Source organism: Myroides sp. TSA_177.3, assembly GCF_052691955.1.
Genome location: NZ_JBQZGD010000003.1, coordinates 279936 through 297270, shown reverse-complemented (window position 1 = coordinate 297270; position 17335 = coordinate 279936). Strand labels below are relative to the sequence as shown.

16 protein-coding genes are annotated in these 17335 nt (G+C 36.3%); 9 read left to right on the top strand and 7 right to left on the bottom strand.

Annotated features, from left to right (window positions below; translation table 11 throughout):
- Positions 1-244 precede the first annotated feature (244 nt).
- The 6 genes from ACUTSE_RS05155 (at position 245) to ACUTSE_RS05130 (ending at position 8928) form a co-directional block, all read left to right on the top strand.
- Positions 245-1024, top strand: coding sequence for a DUF3108 domain-containing protein (locus tag ACUTSE_RS05155; protein WP_445639473.1), 780 nt, complete (start codon positions 245-247; stop codon positions 1022-1024).
- A 53-nt stretch (positions 1025-1077) separates the two neighbouring features.
- Positions 1078-1953 carry a tryptophan 2,3-dioxygenase family protein gene (locus ACUTSE_RS05150; protein ID WP_445639510.1) on the top strand — a complete coding sequence of 292 codons (876 nt, stop codon included), beginning with the start codon at positions 1078-1080 and terminating at the stop codon, positions 1951-1953.
- Between the two features lie 37 nt (positions 1954-1990).
- Positions 1991-3214, top strand: a complete 1224-nt coding sequence (locus tag ACUTSE_RS05145) for a M23 family metallopeptidase (RefSeq protein ID WP_394358318.1) — start codon at positions 1991-1993, stop codon at positions 3212-3214.
- A gap of 17 nt (positions 3215-3231) precedes the next feature.
- Entirely contained in the window at positions 3232-4854 is a 1623-nt protein-coding gene (gene pgi / locus ACUTSE_RS05140; RefSeq protein ID WP_445639472.1) for a glucose-6-phosphate isomerase, read from the top strand.
- Between the two features lie 105 nt (positions 4855-4959).
- Positions 4960-7824 carry a TonB-dependent receptor gene (locus ACUTSE_RS05135; protein WP_445639471.1) on the top strand — a complete coding sequence of 955 codons (2865 nt, stop codon included), beginning with the start codon at positions 4960-4962 and terminating at the stop codon, positions 7822-7824.
- A 153-nt stretch (positions 7825-7977) separates the two neighbouring features.
- On the top strand, positions 7978-8928 hold the full coding sequence (locus tag ACUTSE_RS05130; RefSeq protein ID WP_445639470.1) for an aldo/keto reductase: 951 nt from the start codon (positions 7978-7980) through the stop codon (positions 8926-8928).
- A gap of 88 nt (positions 8929-9016) precedes the next feature.
- On the opposite strand, the gene ACUTSE_RS05125 is transcribed toward ACUTSE_RS05130, so the two are convergent.
- Positions 9017-10408, bottom strand: coding sequence for a hypothetical protein (locus ACUTSE_RS05125; protein WP_445639469.1), 1392 nt, complete (start codon positions 10406-10408; stop codon positions 9017-9019).
- 133 nt (positions 10409-10541) lie between these two features.
- Here ACUTSE_RS05125 and ACUTSE_RS05120 point away from each other — a divergent pair, with 133 nt between their 5' ends.
- Positions 10542-10976 carry a hypothetical protein gene (locus tag ACUTSE_RS05120; RefSeq protein WP_445639468.1) on the top strand — a complete coding sequence of 145 codons (435 nt, stop codon included), beginning with the start codon at positions 10542-10544 and terminating at the stop codon, positions 10974-10976.
- A gap of 32 nt (positions 10977-11008) precedes the next feature.
- A complete protein-coding gene (locus tag ACUTSE_RS05115) occupies positions 11009-11464 on the top strand; it encodes an HAD family hydrolase (RefSeq protein WP_445639467.1) in 456 nt (151 codons plus the stop codon).
- Between the two features lie 48 nt (positions 11465-11512).
- On the opposite strand, the gene metG is transcribed toward ACUTSE_RS05115, so the two are convergent.
- The 5 genes from metG to ACUTSE_RS05090 all read right to left on the bottom strand — a co-directional run bounded on the left by metG (position 11513) and on the right by ACUTSE_RS05090 (position 15593).
- The gene (metG, locus tag ACUTSE_RS05110; RefSeq protein ID WP_445639466.1) at positions 11513-13573 is read right to left on the bottom strand and encodes a methionine--tRNA ligase; all 2061 of its coding nucleotides are present in this window, start codon (positions 13571-13573) and stop codon (positions 11513-11515) included.
- Between the two features lie 173 nt (positions 13574-13746).
- Positions 13747-14220 carry a hypothetical protein gene (locus ACUTSE_RS05105; protein ID WP_002988957.1) on the bottom strand — a complete coding sequence of 158 codons (474 nt, stop codon included), beginning with the start codon at positions 14218-14220 and terminating at the stop codon, positions 13747-13749.
- Positions 14221-14291: 71 nt separating this feature from the next.
- Complete coding sequence (locus ACUTSE_RS05100; RefSeq protein WP_002988959.1) at positions 14292-14540, bottom strand: hypothetical protein; 249 nt, start codon at positions 14538-14540, stop codon at positions 14292-14294.
- 24 nt (positions 14541-14564) lie between these two features.
- On the bottom strand, positions 14565-15023 hold the full coding sequence (locus tag ACUTSE_RS05095; RefSeq protein WP_115092184.1) for a cytochrome d ubiquinol oxidase subunit II: 459 nt from the start codon (positions 15021-15023) through the stop codon (positions 14565-14567).
- A gap of 3 nt (positions 15024-15026) precedes the next feature.
- A complete protein-coding gene (locus ACUTSE_RS05090) occupies positions 15027-15593 on the bottom strand; it encodes a hypothetical protein (RefSeq protein WP_445639465.1) in 567 nt (188 codons plus the stop codon).
- A gap of 187 nt (positions 15594-15780) precedes the next feature.
- On the opposite strand from ACUTSE_RS05090, the gene ACUTSE_RS05085 reads away from it, so the two are divergent.
- On the top strand, positions 15781-16887 hold the full coding sequence (locus tag ACUTSE_RS05085; protein ID WP_445639464.1) for a DUF2891 domain-containing protein: 1107 nt from the start codon (positions 15781-15783) through the stop codon (positions 16885-16887).
- 36 nt (positions 16888-16923) lie between these two features.
- Here ACUTSE_RS05085 and ACUTSE_RS05080 read toward each other — a convergent pair whose 3' ends face one another.
- Positions 16924-17274, bottom strand: a complete 351-nt coding sequence (locus tag ACUTSE_RS05080; RefSeq protein WP_002988966.1) for a tRNA-binding protein — start codon at positions 17272-17274, stop codon at positions 16924-16926.
- Between the last annotated feature and the right edge of the window lie 61 nt (positions 17275-17335).

The following is a 17335-nucleotide window of genomic DNA, read 5'->3' as shown; positions in this document are numbered from 1 at the left end:
TATCTTAAAAACCTTCATTTTGAACGTGTTATCGTTAAAGTGGGGTTAAAAGATAGGAGATATATAAATAATCAATAAAAAACTGTACATTTGCACTCGCAAAAATAAAGATGTCATAAGCTTTATTTGAGTGTAATAAATTTTTCATAATTTATAGTTTTTTGGTTGGTTAATAGCATAAAAACTCAGTCAATTATTTGACTGGGTTTTTTTGTTTGTTATTTTTGAATAAAATTAGCCAACTATGAAAAAAGTATTATTTGTTTTTTATACCTTCCTATTATGTGCACTAACTACTTTTGCACAAACTAAACCTCAAGCGTTTAAAGCGGGAGAATACTTGAAATTCAGAGTGTCCTATGGTATTTTGAATGCAGGTATTGCAGAACTGACCTTATCTGAAACAACCTACAAAGGAAAAAGTATGTATCATGCCAAAGGTATTGGCTATACTACTGGGCTTTCTAAGGTTTTCTTTAAAGTGTATGACGATTATCAAAGTTATTTTGAGAAAGATCAAGTCGTACCCCATCGTTTTATCCGAAAAATTGATGAAGGCGGTTATACCAAAGACCAAGAAGGTTTCTTCGATTATACCAAAAAAAATGTACTCGTAAAAGATTACGAGAAAAAGAAAGAAAGTACCTATCCTATTGTTTCTGAAGTACAGGATATTGTATCTGCCTTTTATTACCTGAGAAATCACCCGAAATTAGATAATTTAAAAAAGAACGAAGCTGTTGAAATTGATATGTTTTTCGATGGAGAAGTGTTTCGTTTTAAATTGTTATACCTCGGTACAACGGAATTGAAAACTAAATTTGGAAAGGTGAAAGCCTTGAGTTTTAGACCTTATGTAATGGCAGGACGTGTTTTCAAAGAAAAAGAAAGTTTGACTGTTTGGGTTTCTGCTGATGCGAATAAAGTTCCATTGCGAATCAAAGCAAGTTTAGCAGTTGGTTCGCTAAAAGCAGATTTAGAAGAGTACAAAGGATTAGTTTCAACGTTAAAAACAGAAAAGTAATGAATGATATCACCAATCAACATATAAAAAATTTAGAAGAAAAATTTACCCAAATGGGACAAAATCCCAATGTACATTTAGAAGGTTTGTTGTATGGCAAGCCTTTGACGTATTGGGATTATATTCAAACAGATGCCTTATTAGGGTTGCAAATTCAGCGTACCTTATACCCAGATGAAATGGTGTTTATCATGTACCATCAGGTCAATGAATTATTGTTTAAAATGATTTTGTGGGAAATGGAGCAATTAGCTGTACCTACACCAATCGCAGTAGATGTCTTTACCGATAAATTGATGAGAATTAGCCGATATTTTGATATGTTGACTAATTCTTTTAGCATTATGGGTGATGGAATGGATGTAGAACAGTATAATAAGTTCAGAAATACACTAGCTCCTGCCAGCGGATTTCAAAGCGCACAATACCGCTTAATCGAATTTGCTTCAACAGATTGGATTAATTTAATTGATAAACGCTTTATTCGCGATTTGCCAGAGAATATTTCTGAAGAAGAAGCGTTAGAATATCTATACTGGCAAGCAGCAGGAAAAAATTACAAGACAGGCGAAAAGTCCTACTTGCTTGGTGCGTTTGAAAAAAAATACAGTCAAACTTTTGTTAAAGCAATGAAAGATTATGAAAAAACAAATTTATGGCAGAAATTTGTTGAGCTTCCTAAAGAAGCACAAGCATGTCCAGAATTAATTCAAGCGATGAAACATTACGATTATACCGTTAATGTTACTTGGGTGATTGGACATTACAAAACAGCGCTGAAGTATTTAGAAAGTACAGGAGTTACCAAAGAAGCTACAGGTGGTAGTGATTGGAAAAAATATATGTTGCCAGAATATCAAAAGAGAATATTTTTCCCAGGCTTATGGTCAGAAGAGGAATTAGCAAATTGGGGTAAAGGATTGGTTTAAAAATAGAAAAAAGGAAGTTTTGAAGTATAAAATTTTTATGTTGTTAGCAGGCTTGCTTCTTTTTTCTTCTTGTAAAAAAGAAGGAGAAATAGAAGTGAGTACGGATACGGAAAATGAAACAGTAGAGGAGATTGTCGCTGAATTGTATGGGTTTAATTTGAAGGACTATGTGGTATCAGAAGATACGATTAGGTCTGGAGATAACCTTGGGAAGATTTTTGGCAATTATAACCTCAATGCTTCAGACGTACACAATATTGTTACCAAAGTAAAAGATACAATCAATGTTCGAGGAATTCGAGCAGGACAACCGTATACGTTGATTAAATACAAAAATAACCCGGATAAATTAGCTGCATTTGTTTATCATCCTAATATTTCAGGTTATCAAGTGATTGATCTCCGCGATACGATTACAGCTTATACAAAAACATATCCTGTAACGATTAAAAGAAGAACAGTTGCTTCTACAATTGATGGATCGCTATCGATGAGTTTGAGCAAAGAAGGAGTGGATCAATCGCTAGCAACACGTATGTCGCAAATTTTTGCCTGGTCGATTGACTTCTTTAAATTACAACCGGAAGATCGCTTTGCTGTTACGATTGAAGAGAAATACATTAACGATACGGTTTATGTTGGAATTTCAAAAGTGGAAGCGGCTTATTTTAACTATAGAGGAAAGGATTTATATTCATTCCCATACCAAAGAACTGGAGCGAAAGGCAAGGATTATTACGATGAAGAGGGACGTCCAATGAAGAGTATGTTCTTAAAAGCACCATTGAAGTTCTTTAGAATTACTTCAAGATATACCAAGAGTCGATTCCACCCTGTACAGAAAACATGGAAATCCCATAACGGAACGGATTATGCCGCTCCAACAGGAACGCCAATTATGACTACTGCCTCTGGAGTGGTAGAACGCACAGGATATACGGCAGGAAATGGAAACTATGTGAAGGTAAAACACAACGGGACTTATTCTACACAGTATTTGCACATGTCTAAGATCTTAGTGAGAAAAGGACAGTTTGTAGAACAAGGGCAATCCATCGGACTTGTTGGTAGTACGGGATTAGCCACAGGACCACACGTGTGTTATCGCTTTTGGAAAAACGGAGTACAAGTAGATCCTCTAGGACAGGTTCTACCAAACTCAGAACCCATGGATAAAAAAGATATCCCCGCTTTTAAAGAGCATATTCAACCTTTAAAAGCAGAGTTAGATGCTGTGATTAAAGAAAAATTTAATAAATAACCTCTGTTTCAAGTAAAATGTTACAATCTATTAATCCTACTAGTACTGCTGCATGGACCAAGCTACGTGAGCACTTTGAGCAAATGAAGTCTATCCAAATGCAAGACCTCTTCCAAGAGGATGCTAGTAGAGGGAATTCTTTTAATATTCATTTCGATGCATTTTTGCTCGATTATTCTAAGAATAAAATTACAAAAGAAACCTTATCGTATTTGCTTCAATTAGGTGAAGAAGTACAATTGAAACAAGCAATTGAAGCTTTATTCACAGGCGGTAAGATAAATAAAACAGAAAATAGAGCCGTATTGCATACGGCTTTACGTGATTTTACTCAAGCGTCACCAATTATGGTGGACGGTGTCAATGTGTTAGAAGAAATTCAAGAAGCAAGAACGCGCATTGAGCATTTCGTTACAGCAGTGGTAGAAGGACGTTATCTTTCAAGTACAGGACAACCTTTTACAGATGTTGTCAATATTGGTATTGGAGGATCTGATCTAGGACCAAAGATGGTTGTAAATGGATTAGAAAATTATCGCAATCATCTAAAGACTCATTTTATCTCTAATGTTGATGATGATTATTTGTATGCGGTATTAAATAAGTTAAACCCTGCAACTACGTTAGTCTTGATTGTTTCTAAGACATTTACTACGCAAGAAACAGTATTAAATGCAGACAAAGTTGTACAATGGCTTTCAGCAGCGGTAGAACAAAAGGATTTAGCCAAACATTTAGTGGGGGTTACCGCTGAGGTGGAACGCGCGGTTGCTTACGGTATTGATCGATCGACTATTTTTCCAATGTGGGATTATATTGGAGGACGATTTTCGCTTTGGAGCTCTGTTGGATTGTCGATTGCGTTGTCTATTGGTTATGCTAACTTCGAACAATTATTAAAAGGTGCACATAAAATGGATCAGCATTTTAGAACAGCCCCTTTTCAAGATAATATTCCTGTTGTTTGTGCTTTACTAAGTGTATGGTATAACAATTTTTATGGGTACCAGACAGAAGCCGTTGTGCCGTATAGTCAATTTTTAGAAAAATTTCCTGCCCATCTACAACAGATGATTATGGAAAGTAATGGAAAAGACAAGAATCGCAATGGCGAACAATTGTCGTATGAAACTGGAACATTAATCTGGGGTGAGGTAGGCGTATCTGCTCAGCATGCCTTTTTCCAATTGTTTCACCAAGGAACGAAAGTAGTTCCTGTTGATTTTATAGGCTTTGTCAATCCTTTTTCGGATCAAGATACCAATCATACAATTTTGATGTCTAACTTTTTTGGACAAACAGAAGCCTTGTTGAATGGAAAAGCAGCCACACGTGAAGGAGAAGAAGAAGATGCATTGATTCAGAACTTTAGAGAATTTGCTGGAAACAAACCGTCGAATACGTTGTTGATTGATAAGCTTACTCCAGAAACATTAGGAGCCTTAGTGGCCTTATATGAACATAAGACTTTTGTGCAAGGAGTGATATGGAATATTTATAGTTTTGACCAATTTGGCGTGGAATATGGCAAGGTTTTAGCAAAAAATATTCAGCGTGAAATTATTTCGAATAATGTATTGAAACACGACAGTTCTACAGCCTTTTTGCTGAATTACTACCTAACGAACAGAAGTATTTAGAATTCAATAAATTGGGACACACACAAAATTTAATAATTAGATAACATTATAGGATTTTCTTTTTGTACATTTGCCGTGAAATTAATTATCACTTACACTTACAAAATGAAAAACTTGAAGAACTGGATGTTGTTTATCGTAATGGTTATTACGTCAACATCTGCATTTTCACAAAACAAAGTAAAGGGTACGGTTATCGATGGAGAGCTTAATATGAGCTTACCAGGAGCTACTGTATTGGTGAAAGGAACGCAAAATGGAGTGTCGACAGATGCAAATGGAGCGTTTACCTTGAACGTTACTAGCGATAAAGGAGAAGTAGTTATCTCTTTTATTGGTTATCAATCAAAAACGGTTGCTTTTACCGTTGATGCAAACAAAGTTGCTAACTTAGGCAACATTGTGGTTAACCCTGATGAAAACATGTTAGCTGACATTGTAATCATGGGAGTTGCGGACGTTGCAAAAGACCGTAAAACACCAGTTGCTGTTTCTACAATTAAAGCAGCTGAAATTCAAGAAAAATTAGGATCTCAAGAATTTCCTGAAATTTTAAACACTACACCTTCAGTATATGCTTCTAAAGGTGGTGGAGGCTATGGAGACTCGAATATTAATATTCGTGGATTCGACCAAAGAAACGTAGCTGTATTAATTAACGGGATGCCTGTTAATGATATGGAAGGTGGAGCTGTATACTGGTCAAACTGGGCTGGTTTATCAGACGTAACTTCTGCAATGCAAGTACAACGCGGTTTAGGTTCTTCTAAAATTGCGATTTCTTCTGTAGGAGGAACAATCAATGTTTTGACACGTACATCTGATGCTAGGGAAGGTGGATCTATTTCTGCAGGTATTGGAAATGAAAACTACTTTAAAGGTTTAGCTTCTTACAATACGGGTGTGTTGGAAAACGGATTGTCTGCTTCGGTATTATTAGGTTATACAAGAGGTGATGGATATGTTGAAGGAACGGGATTTGAAGGATATAACTATTACTTAGGTTTAGGATATAAATCAAAAGATTCTCGTCACAATGTTCAATTTACATTTACTGGTGCGAAACAAGATCACGATCAACGATCAACTTCAGTTTCTATCGAAAATATCCAAAAATGGAATGACGGGAAAATGAACAAAAGATTCAACCCTGATACAGGATTTTATAATGGAGAACGTTTTAATTTTAGATCGAACTACTATAACAAACCTGTGATGTCTATTAACTACGATTTCAATATTAACGAAACTTGGACGTTAGGAGCTGTATTTTACGGATCTTGGGGACGTGGTGGAGGAACTGGAACAATTGGTGGTGGACCAAATGGTTACAGAGATTTCGGTACGGAAGTAAGAGATGCTAATGGACATATGCGTTTTGATGATATCGCTGCTTGGAATAGAGGTGAAACCATTGCTGATTGGAAAGAAATTGGTAAAGATAAAAAACCATTTGGACCTGGTACAAGTAATAGTTTGATGGATGATCCTATGAATCCAGGTCAACAAGGATACTATATTACTGATTTCGATAATAAAACTAAGGCATATAGAGGTGGTTGGGCACGTCGTTCAAGTATCAACTCACATGACTGGTATGGTACGGTAATTAATTTAAATGCGAAAGTAAATGAGAACTGGACGGTTGATTTTGGTGCTGATGGACGTATTTATAAAGGATACCACTATCAATTATTAGATAATTTAATGGGAGCTGATGGTTTCTATGTAGCTAAAAATAAGAATAATAATAACCAACATTATATTGTAGGTCAAACATATGATGCTAAAGCTTCTATGAATCCATGGGTAAACTGGAATAATAGAGAAAAAGTTGGATACCACAATGATGGTAATGTAAAATGGTTAGGTGGATTTGGACAAGTGGAATACTCTAAAGAGAATCTTTCAGTATTCGTTCAAGGAGCTATTTCAAACCAATGGATGCAACGTGTTGATTATTTTGGTTATGACCGTTCTACTGCTGAAGGAGCAAAAGATTACAAAACGGATTGGGAAAGTATTTTAGGAGGTAGTATTAAAGGGGGAGCAAACTATAACATTGACGAAAATCATAATGTATTTGTGAATTCAGGTTATTTCTCTCGTCAACCATTTATGAACAATGGAGTGTATTTAAATAATACAAATACGTTGAATCCTGATTTGACAAATGAAAAAGTATTTGGATTAGAGGCTGGTTATGGATATAGAAGTCATAAATTAAGAGCTAATTTAAACTTGTATAGAACATCTTGGAAAGATAGAGTGACGCGTGTAACTTCTAAAGTTAAAGATATAGGAACAGATGGAAGTATTGTTGATGCAAATGGGTATGCTACTTTAGTTGGGGTGGAACAAATTCACTCTGGAATGGAAATGGATTTCATTTACTACCCAGTTGATCGTTTAACAATTACAGGATCTTTTTCATGGGGTGATTGGAAATATGCATCAAATGTAACAGGAACGTACTATAACGAAGAGACGAATCAACCTATCTATAATAACCCAGGAGAACCTGAGTCAGGATTTAAAACACAGACTTTATATATTGATGGAGCAAAAGTGGGTGGAGCACCTCAGTTGATTGCTAACTTAGGAGCTAGCTATGAAATCGTAAAAGGATTGAAAATCGATGCTAACTACCGATACAATGATAATTTCTATGGTTCATTAGATGTTGAAAAAACAGATTCAAAAGAAAAAAGCGGTTCAATGAAACTACCTGCATTTAACTTAGTTGATGCTGGATTATCTTACCGTATGGAAGTTGGAAAAGAAAAACAAAATGCTTTGACTATGCGTTTCAACGTAAATAACGTATTCGATACGACTTATATTTCTTCTGCAAGAACAAATATTGAAGCAACTCCTGAGAGTACTACTTGGAAAGGAATTGATGTTCGTAACGAAGTAATGTTAGGAGCTGGTAGAACATGGAACTTTACAATGAGATTTAACTTCTAGTAAGTTATTTTTATAAGCTAAAAAAGGGCGATTATTTTTATAATCGCCCTTTTTTTTGTATTTTGTAAGCTAGGACAAAGGTACTCCACTATAGAGTTTAGTGCGGTTTAGTCAATGAATGAAACTACAAAAAATAACAAAAACCAAAACACCATGAAAAGAAAGAATTTAAATGCGGAAATGAGTATTGCTCCAATTTGCTTCGGAGGAAATGTATTTGGATGGACTTTAGATGAAAAAGCATCGCTGCGCATGTTAGATGAATTACACGATCAAGGCATTAATTTTATTGATACAGCAAATAGTTACTCTCACTGGGTAGAAGGGAATACTGGTGGAGAGTCAGAACGCATTTTAGGAAAGTGGTTTGCAGAAAGTAAAAAAAGACAAGATATTGTATTAGCTACTAAAGTAGGTGGAGGCATGCAAGGAGTAGAGAAAGGGTTGACTAGACAACAGATTATCGATGGAGTCGATGCTTCTTTACAGCGTTTGCGTACAGATTATATTGATTTATACTATTCTCACCACGATGATGTGAATGTTGGAGTAGAAGAAATCATGGGAACATTTCAGGAACTAATTCAAGCAGGAAAAGTTCGTACACTTGGAGCGTCTAATCTAAGTGGAGAACGCTTACTTGAAAGTAATCAAGTAGCGGAAGCCAAAGGATGGACGAAATACATCGCCCTACAACCGCTATATAACCTCTATGACCGAGCGCAATTCGAAACGGAGTACAAAGATATTGTTGTGAAAGAAAAGCTGGCTGTAGCGCCTTATTTCGCTTTAGCTAGTGGTTTCTTATCAGGGAAGTATAAAACAGCCGCAGATTTAGAAGGAAGTGCACGAAAAATGATGGTTGAACATTATCTAAACGATCGCGGGTTAGCTATTTTAGATGCTTTAGCGAAAACGGCTCAAAAACATCAAGCAACAAGTGCCGAAATAGCAATTGCTTGGTTGTTGCATCAACCTGTAATTACGGCGCCAATTGTTAGCGCAACTAATTCAACTCAATTGCAGAGTCTTGTGCGTTCAACAGCTATTCAGCTAGATATTGATGATTTAGCTGTATTGGAAACAGCAAGTCAATGGAAGTAAGGAATGACTACTTCTTCTTGTGATTATCAAAGAAAAAATATACTAAAACAAACCCGCTTGCATCAATTGATGCAAGCGGGTTTTTAGTTTAAAACGGTACTAAATCAAATGTTTTGCTTCTCGATTCCTGTTTACCGTAGTAGTGTTGATCGTTAATTTTTAGTACAAGCTTATACTTGTTACTTGTTATTCTGAATCCTCGTTTTGTTCTCAATGTTCTCAGTTTATCTTCGCTGGGTATTGTAAAAGAAAAATCAGGATTTAATTGCTGATCTAAGGCTGTAGATGCAAGGGCAACAACTGATTTAAAATAGGGGTTAAACATATTTGTTCTAGGTCCATTGATAAAAGCATCAAAGAAAAAGTTACGAGCGAATGGTTTTGTTCGATTTCCCGATCCAAATTGTAGAACAATATGGTCTCCAACGGGATAGGCAATAACTCCATATAAACTTGCATTTTTTGCTCGGAGTAAAAAATTACTTCGTTTCTCTATTGGAGCATACTTGTCTTTATATAAACCCCTGATATTGCTAATCGATACCATGCCTCCTGTTATAAAATCAGCATGATCCTTTGTCATTTGGTACGTTTTTATCGGTTCCCCTTGTTCATCTCGTAGTACAATTGTAATAAATTGTTTGTCAAAATAGGCTTGTACAAGCTTATTATCGAAAAGTAGGGAGTTAGAACCAGGATGGTTTAAACGGGGTTTGTTGAATGGTTGTGGATAACTAGCATAGGTAGTTTCTTGCGTCGTTAGGTCAATGCTCAAAACTTCTGTACTTTGGTTTGATGTATCCAAGGTAATATAAAGAACATCGTTGTGAATATAGTACTTTCTCTGTGCTGCTGCCTTTAGTAAATCTGTGGGTTGATTCATTTCTATGTACGTCATTGGTACTGAATCTTGTAAAGCTTGATTAAGAGATACCTGACTGTGAGGGCCTAAATAAAAATTATGCCCTGTAAAGTTTATCATGGTATCTTTTTGCGGTTTTAAGTCTGCATCCAATTGCAAGAAACGGATTTGACTATTTCTGATTCTAGAATGAAACGCATAAAACTTATCTCCATGTGAAAAATGTAAAAAGGAATCCTCTTCTTGCGGGTCCCAGGTAAAAGGAGCGGCTGTAGTTGTTATATTTTGCTCAAAATCAAAGGTTTTTGTCAGAATATTTTTTTTTGTCACGATATACATGGTGGCTTTGTTCTCTTCAGCCGCAGTAAAGGCAACAACCGTATCATCAAAATAATCAGGAACAAGTGTGAACAAGGATTGTTTCACCGTTAGGCTATCCGTCATTTGCACCCCTTGTAGTTGATTATAAGATTTTAAGAAAAAGAAATTCTTTTGCTGGGTGTTATAGTGATACGCTTGGGTAATTTTTCCCAAATTCGTCGGTATTTTTACCTCTTTCACTTGGGCTTGTAAAATGCCTACAAAACAAAGTAGGAGTAGGGTTGAAATAAATTTCATTAGTTGTACTCAATTTTATGCAAATATAGATTTTATCTAGGTATAATTGGGAGGAAGAGTATATCGCTTAGGAATACTGCTATTGCTTGGTATTTATTTCTATATTTGAGTAGTTATTTTAGCATTGTTTTAGATGAAAAACTATTTAGTTTTATTTTTTGTATTGGTGGGTTATAGCTGCCTTGCTCAGCAATTCCGTGTAGATTGGAAAGATATACCCGAACATTGGTGTGAAAAATTGAATACTTTGGGACAAGATGGTTTGTCCATCTTGAGTGAAGAGGAAGGCCTTTTCTTAGCGGATTATTTTAAGCAAGACGGACAGTCTTTGGATTTGAAAGGTAAAAAAATAGCATTTATTTGTTCAGTGTCAAAAACAGATAAAGCCCGTTTTTTTCGAGATGTGAAATCTTGGTATTTTGAATTCAACTCTTCAGTTTCAAGTACGCTGTACGTATTTGATGAAAATCAAAAAGAACAAACAGGAGGCTATGATGGAGCTATTGTATTTTGGTCTAAACAAATGCTTAAGCCCAAAAAGATTGTATCCATTTTAAAGTCCTCGTAAAAAATAATTTTGTTTGAATAAGCCACCTGTAAATGAACATCAGCTTCGATTTAGATAGTACGTTAATTCCCAATGGGAAAGAGTTTGAAACCGAGAAAAGAAATTGGGTAGCAAAATTAGTTGGTTTTGAACCTATTCGGAAAGGAACGAGAACTTTGATTCAGGATTTGCAACAGCAAGGACATGAAATTCACATTTATACAACCTCCTATCGAACGCAGCATCGAATTCGATGGACGTTGCGTTATTATGGGATACAGGTCAATCGCATTGTTAATCAAAAAGAGAATAGTACTCGATTAAAGGAGCTCAACGTTTATGCTTCTAAATACCCCAGAGGTTTTGATTTTGATGTACATATTGATGATTCCAAAGGTGTGGGAATGGAAGGAGAAAAGTATAATTTTAAAACAATTATCGTCGATCCAAAGCAGGAGAATTGGGAGTCTTACATCAAACAAGAAATTCAAAGAATAGAACAAGAATAAACAAAAAAAGGGTGTCCACTAGACACCCTTTTTTCTATAGCGATTCGATTAATTAATCGTTGCTCCGTTTTTTACACCCTCTTCATCTGGGTTGACAAAAACCAATTTACCGTTGGCATCTTCTGTCATTAAGATCATCCCTTGACTTTCTACACCGCGTAAAGCACGTGGTGCTAAGTTCGCTAAAACCGTTACGCGTTTCCCGATGATATCTTCCGGTTTGAAATGCTCAGCAATTCCCGATACAATCGTTCTTACATCCATTCCGGTATCCACTTTTAATACTAAAAGTTTGTTTGCTTTTGGCATTTTCTCCGCTTCTACAATTGTTCCTACACGTAAATCTAACTTAGTGAAATCATCATAGGTAGCTGTTTCTTTTTGCGGCTCCACCACAGCATTCGCTGCTTTATTTGCTTGTTTAGATGCTTCTAAACGATCCAATTGTTTTTGAACTTCTTCGTCTTCAATCTTAGCAAACAATAACTCAGCTTCTCCAATTTGGTGTCCATGTTGAATTAACGGTTGATCTACTTCAACAGCAGACCATGCAATCGGTGTTTCTAAGCGCAAAATTGACTTTAATTTTGCTGCAGTAAAGGGCAAGAATGGCTCGGCTAATGTACTTAAGGCAGCAGCAATTTGTAAAGCTACATACATTTGCGTTTGAACGCGGTCCGCATCTTCCTTGATTAATTTCCAAGGTTCTTCATCCGCCAAGTATTTATTTCCTAAACGCGCCACATTCATTACTTCACCCAAAGCTTCTCTGAAGCGGTAACGATCGATTGAACTTTCGATGACAGCTGGATAAGCTCTTAATTCTTCTAATGTAGCAATATCCACATCAGAAAAGGCATGCGGTTGTGGAACTACACCGTTGTAATATTTATTCGTTAATACCACTACACGGTTGATGAAATTTCCAAAAATAGCCACTAATTCGTTGTTATTTCTCGCTTGGAAATCTTTCCATGTAAAGTCATTGTCTTTTGTTTCTGGTGCATTTGCAGTTAAAGCATAACGCAATACATCTTGTTTTCCTGGGAAATCTTCCAAGTATTCATGCAGCCAAACGGCCCAGTTCTTCGACGTAGAAAGTTTGTTTCCTTCTAAGTTTAAGAACTCATTCGCAGGTACATTATCAGGTAAGATATAGCTTCCTTCTGCTTTTAACATCGCTGGGAAGATAACACAGTGGAATACAATATTATCTTTTCCGATGAAGTGAACCAATTTAGTATCTTCTGATTTCCAATACGGTTCCCAATCTTTCCCTTCACGGGCAGCCCATTCTTTCGTTGATGAAATGTACCCAATAGGTGCATCAAACCAAACGTATAATACTTTTCCGTCTGCACCTTCAACAGGAACAGGAATACCCCAGTCTAAATCTCGAGTTACTGCACGCGGTTTTAATCCATCATCTAACCAAGATTTTACTTGTCCATATACATTGGGTTTCCAATCGTTTTTATGTCCTTCTAAAATCCACTGACGCAAGAATCCGTCGTATTGATCTAATGGTAAAAACCAGTGTTTTGTTGCTTTTAAAATGGGTTTACTACCTGAAATGGTTGATTTAGGATTGATTAAATCCGTCGCATTTAAAGAGGTACCACATTTTTCACATTGGTCTCCATACGCTTCTTCATTTCCACATTTCGGGCAAGTTCCCGTTACAAAACGGTCTGCTAAGAATTGTTGTGCTTGTTCATCGTATAATTGCTCCGTTACCTCTTCGATGAATTTCCCTTCGTTGTACAATTTCTTGAAAAATTCAGAAGCTGTTTGATGGTGAATAGAAGAGGAAGTACGAGAATAGTTGTCAAAAGAAATACCAAAATCTTCAAAAGATTGTTTGATAATGCTGTTGTATTTATCAATTACCTGTTGAGGGGTAATGCCTTCTTTTTTCGCTTTCATAGAAATAGCCACCCCGTGTTCGTCGCTTCCACAGATGAAGGCAACATCTTTGCCTTGCATTCGCAAGAATCGAGCATAAATATCAGCTGGAACATAAACACCTGCTAGGTGTCCAATATGGATTGGCCCATTGGTATAAGGCAATGCCGCAGTTAGCGTATATCTCTTCGGATCTTGTATCATAAACTATATTCTATATGAAATTAATAAGAATGCAAAAATAAGCAATATTGCTGGAAGTTGAATGGATTATTTTGTGGTGTTTTGGCGTTCTTTTGAATCGAATAAAGCAATAAAAAAGGCGAAATCAACTTGATTTCGCCTTTTTACGGATATTAAATAATAAAATAACTACATTATGGTAGTGGTTGTCCTACAGGTATTTCACAGCTGTGTCCTGGTTGACCATGTGGAGGGTTGATTTTTCCACTATTCGCTGTTGCAGGTTGTCCTTGTTCTTGCATGATGCGGTTTTTTGCCTCATCATTAACTAAGAATGGCTGTCCTTGGCTACTAGTTGCTGGTTGTGCAGAAGTTTGCATCGCATTACCACCTCCAGGAGGTGAATCTAATGGAGCTCCTACTGGAATATCACAACGGTGTCCTGGTTGTCCATGGGCAGGGTTGATATTGTTGTTTGCTACAGCAGCACCTTCGTTTGCTGTTGCTGGAGTACTCTGAACAGGCGTTGCTTCTCCATCAGCTGGTGTAGCAGGTTGTTCTGTTGTAGTCCCATCAATAGAAATATTTGAAGGTTCTTTTCCTGTATCTTTACAAGCAGTTAAGCCTAAAAGTAATAGCGTGGATAACGCAAATAAATAATTTTTCATGATTAGCCTATTGGTTTGTTAAGTAAACTTAACTAATTTTTATTGGAAAAAAAATAGTAGCGTGTTAAACCTTATTCGTCCGCTGTATTTTTTTCGGTTGTATTTTCTTTCATGTCTTCTTTCATTTTGAAAGAACTCATGCCAGAAGAACTGTTTTCTTTTGTTCCGTGCATCGGAATTTGAACAGGCTGTGATCCAGATGTAGAAGTAGTCTGTTCGCGTTTAATGTACTGTGGCTCCTGTGTTTCTTTACTTTTGTCTGTACAATTGGTCAATCCCAAAGCAAGAACAAATAAAGGGAGTATAGCTGATAATCTCATAGTCATTCGTTTAAAATTAAAGAACTATTCCGTTTCTGGAATAGCGGTTGTTGGCTCTAAATCCGTCAAAGCCACTTTCTTTTTCTTTAAAAATAAAAAGAAAATAGCAGAAAAGACCCAAGCAACCCAAAATAAATAGACCCCAATATGAAAATTACTCTTCATGTATTTGTGTGAGGTAGTCGTGAAATCTAAGTAAGTAAAATAGGCCGCACCAATACCAAGTAAGATCGTAAAGATGGAAAGCGCATTGGCAATTTTAGCAGGGGTGAAATACTTGAAGAAAGCTAAAATGACAATGAGAAAAAGCTGAATAGCAAAAATAAGTGCCGCTGTTTTCCATGGAGATTTCAGAACCAAGTATTCGCGATATAAAAAGGTAATGCCCATACGTCCCATAAAGGACATCTTAGCAATCATAAAGGACATTAATACAGCCATAAGTGCCTGTATTAAAACTAAAATGAAAATATTTTTTCCCATCTGTTAATTTGTAATTCTCCAACCCGTTTCTTCTGCGTATTTCATTCTGAACTTTTTCGTAATAAATTCCGTATGAGGAGATTTATCTTCTTTTAAGAAATGAAAAGGCGTTGGATTTTTCTTTAGCATAACGGTCGCTGTTGCCGATTTTTTACCTTTAGCATCCAATTGAAAACCATTGTCTTTGTCCACCAAGTATTCGATGGTTTTAATTTTGATTTTATTGCCTTTTTGCTCTAGTACATACGGATGTGCCTTTTCCGTTAGCTTAATGGTTCCTTGCCAAATGCTGTCTTTAGAAAGAAAACGTTTCTTTGCGGTGAAATCAGCGAGATTTAAATACCCTTCATCCGCTAATTGTTGATAGCGCTCAATCAGTGCAGCATCTTTCTTTTGTCTTAATTTGGTGTCGCCTACCGTAAATGTTGTGCTCTCATATATGGGTTGCGTTTCCATGTATGATTCAATGGCACTAAGGGCTTTGGAGGAATTTAGCGATTTATTATCACAGGAAATAACCGTGAGGGCAACTAAAAATAAGCCTACAAATGATACGATGAATTTTTGCATTTTTTATTTCAAATGTACAAAAAAGTAGCAGGCTAAAACGTATTAATTTTAGATTGGATTCTTTTTTGTAAGAAAAAGAACATCAAATAGTTAGGCGGGGGTTGATGTGCTGTGGGAACAAGAATATTCGAATTTTTGAAGTCTTTATTTTCAAATAATTCCTACATTAGGCAATAAAAGTAAAACCATGAGAAAAATTAGTGTAGTTGCCCTTGCCGGATTATTGTTATTGGGATGTACACCCAAAGAGAAAAAAGCAGACGAGGAAGGAACGAAAATTGTGGAGGAAGTTACTCCTTTGACGTTGACTATCAAGGAAGCTGAAAAAATTATTGCGTTGCCTTTACATTGTATTGAACAAGAATACCCCAATAAATTGGGGCAAGTGTTAGGTGCTGATTCAGACTTGAAAACACCGAAGCAACTACGTCCTATTTTTTATGGTTGTTTTGATTGGCATTCTTCTGTTCATGGGTATTGGTCGATTATTGAATTGATGAAACGCTTTCCAGCACTCAATGAAACACATCAAATTCGCAAACGCTTGAATACGTTGATTACAGCAGAAAATGTGCAAGTAGAGTTGGCCTTTTTTGATGATCCCAATAATAAAACGTTTGAGCGTACCTATGGATGGGCTTGGTTATTCCAACTACATGGTGCTTTAGCGACTTGGGAGGATGAGGATGCACAGCGTTGGGCAAAATTATTAGAGCCTTTAGCCAAAGTATTAATGGAGCGCTATGAAACTTATTTGCCCAAATTGAATTACCCTATTCGCACGGGAACACATGATAATACAGCCTACGGATTATCGCTGTCTTTGGAATATGCGCGATTAATGAAAGAAACGGCTTTTGAACAGCTACTGGTTGAAACGGCAAATCGTCTATATGCGAAAGATACCAACTGCAATCTAGCCTTTGAGCCTAGTGGGCATGATTTTCTGTCTCCTTGTCTAGAAGAAGCTCGATTGATGAGCAAGATTCAAGATGCAGCTACTTTTAAAACGTGGTTGACGGCATTTTTACCAGAAATATTTGAACCGGATTTTCAATTGGAAGTAGGAAAAGTATCGGATCGAACAGATGGACATTTAGTTCATTTGGATGGGCTGAATTTTAGTAGAGCTGCCTGTTTAAGTGATTTGGCTAAGAAATTACCAGAATTAGCCCATGTAAAAGCCATTGGAAAGCATCATTTTGAATCTTCTTTCGGGAATATTACAAACGATGATTATATGGGAAGTCACTGGTTAGGAACCTTTGCCTTATACGCTTTACTCCATCAATAATATAAAAAAAGGTTTCGCCATGCGAAACCTTTTTTATTATCCTATTCTCAATCCGTTTTTAACGGGTTTGTCTAAACTCATCAAGGTTACTTCTTTGCCTTCCACTGCACCCATAACCAAACATTCACTCATGATATTGGCAATTTGCTTTGGAGGAAAGTTAACAACCGCAATCACTTGTTTGCCGATTAATTCTTCAGCGGTGTATAATTTTGTGATTTGGGCAGATGTTTTTCTCATTCCAATTTCTTCTCCAAAATCAACAACTAATTTATAAGCAGGATTGCGGACTTCTTTGAATTCTTCGGCTTGAATAATCGTACCAACGCGCATTTCTACTTTCATAAAATCATCCCACGTTAGCGTATTATTGTTGCTGTTTTCCATAATTTAAGTTTTGTGTAAACTCAAAAATAAAGAAAAAATAAAAAAGACGACTTGCCAAATG

Bases quoted from the DNA above. Each gene is read 5' to 3' on its own strand.
- ACUTSE_RS05130 (WP_445639470.1), top strand. From the start codon at position 7,978: ATGAAAAGAAAGAATTTAAATGCGGAAATGAGTATTGCTCCAATTTGC.
- ACUTSE_RS05090 (WP_445639465.1), bottom strand. From the start codon at position 15,593: ATGCAAAAATTCATCGTATCATTTGTAGGCTTATTTTTAGTTGCCCTC.
- ACUTSE_RS05085 (WP_445639464.1), top strand. From the start codon at position 15,781: ATGAGAAAAATTAGTGTAGTTGCCCTTGCCGGATTATTGTTATTGGGA.
- ACUTSE_RS05155 (WP_445639473.1), top strand. From the start codon at position 245: ATGAAAAAAGTATTATTTGTTTTTTATACCTTCCTATTATGTGCACTA.
- ACUTSE_RS05100 (WP_002988959.1), bottom strand. From the start codon at position 14,540: ATGAGATTATCAGCTATACTCCCTTTATTTGTTCTTGCTTTGGGATTG.
- metG (WP_445639466.1), bottom strand. From the start codon at position 13,573: ATGATACAAGATCCGAAGAGATATACGCTAACTGCGGCATTGCCTTAT.
- ACUTSE_RS05125 (WP_445639469.1), bottom strand. From the start codon at position 10,408: ATGAAATTTATTTCAACCCTACTCCTACTTTGTTTTGTAGGCATTTTA.
- ACUTSE_RS05080 (WP_002988966.1), bottom strand. From the start codon at position 17,274: ATGGAAAACAGCAACAATAATACGCTAACGTGGGATGATTTTATGAAA.
- ACUTSE_RS05145 (WP_394358318.1), top strand. From the start codon at position 1,991: ATGTTGTTAGCAGGCTTGCTTCTTTTTTCTTCTTGTAAAAAAGAAGGA.
- pgi (WP_445639472.1), top strand. From the start codon at position 3,232: ATGTTACAATCTATTAATCCTACTAGTACTGCTGCATGGACCAAGCTA.
- ACUTSE_RS05115 (WP_445639467.1), top strand. From the start codon at position 11,009: ATGAACATCAGCTTCGATTTAGATAGTACGTTAATTCCCAATGGGAAA.
- ACUTSE_RS05095 (WP_115092184.1), bottom strand. From the start codon at position 15,023: ATGGGAAAAAATATTTTCATTTTAGTTTTAATACAGGCACTTATGGCT.
- ACUTSE_RS05105 (WP_002988957.1), bottom strand. From the start codon at position 14,220: ATGAAAAATTATTTATTTGCGTTATCCACGCTATTACTTTTAGGCTTA.
- ACUTSE_RS05120 (WP_445639468.1), top strand. From the start codon at position 10,542: ATGAAAAACTATTTAGTTTTATTTTTTGTATTGGTGGGTTATAGCTGC.
- ACUTSE_RS05150 (WP_445639510.1), top strand. From the start codon at position 1,078: ATGGGACAAAATCCCAATGTACATTTAGAAGGTTTGTTGTATGGCAAG.
- ACUTSE_RS05135 (WP_445639471.1), top strand. From the start codon at position 4,960: ATGAAAAACTTGAAGAACTGGATGTTGTTTATCGTAATGGTTATTACG.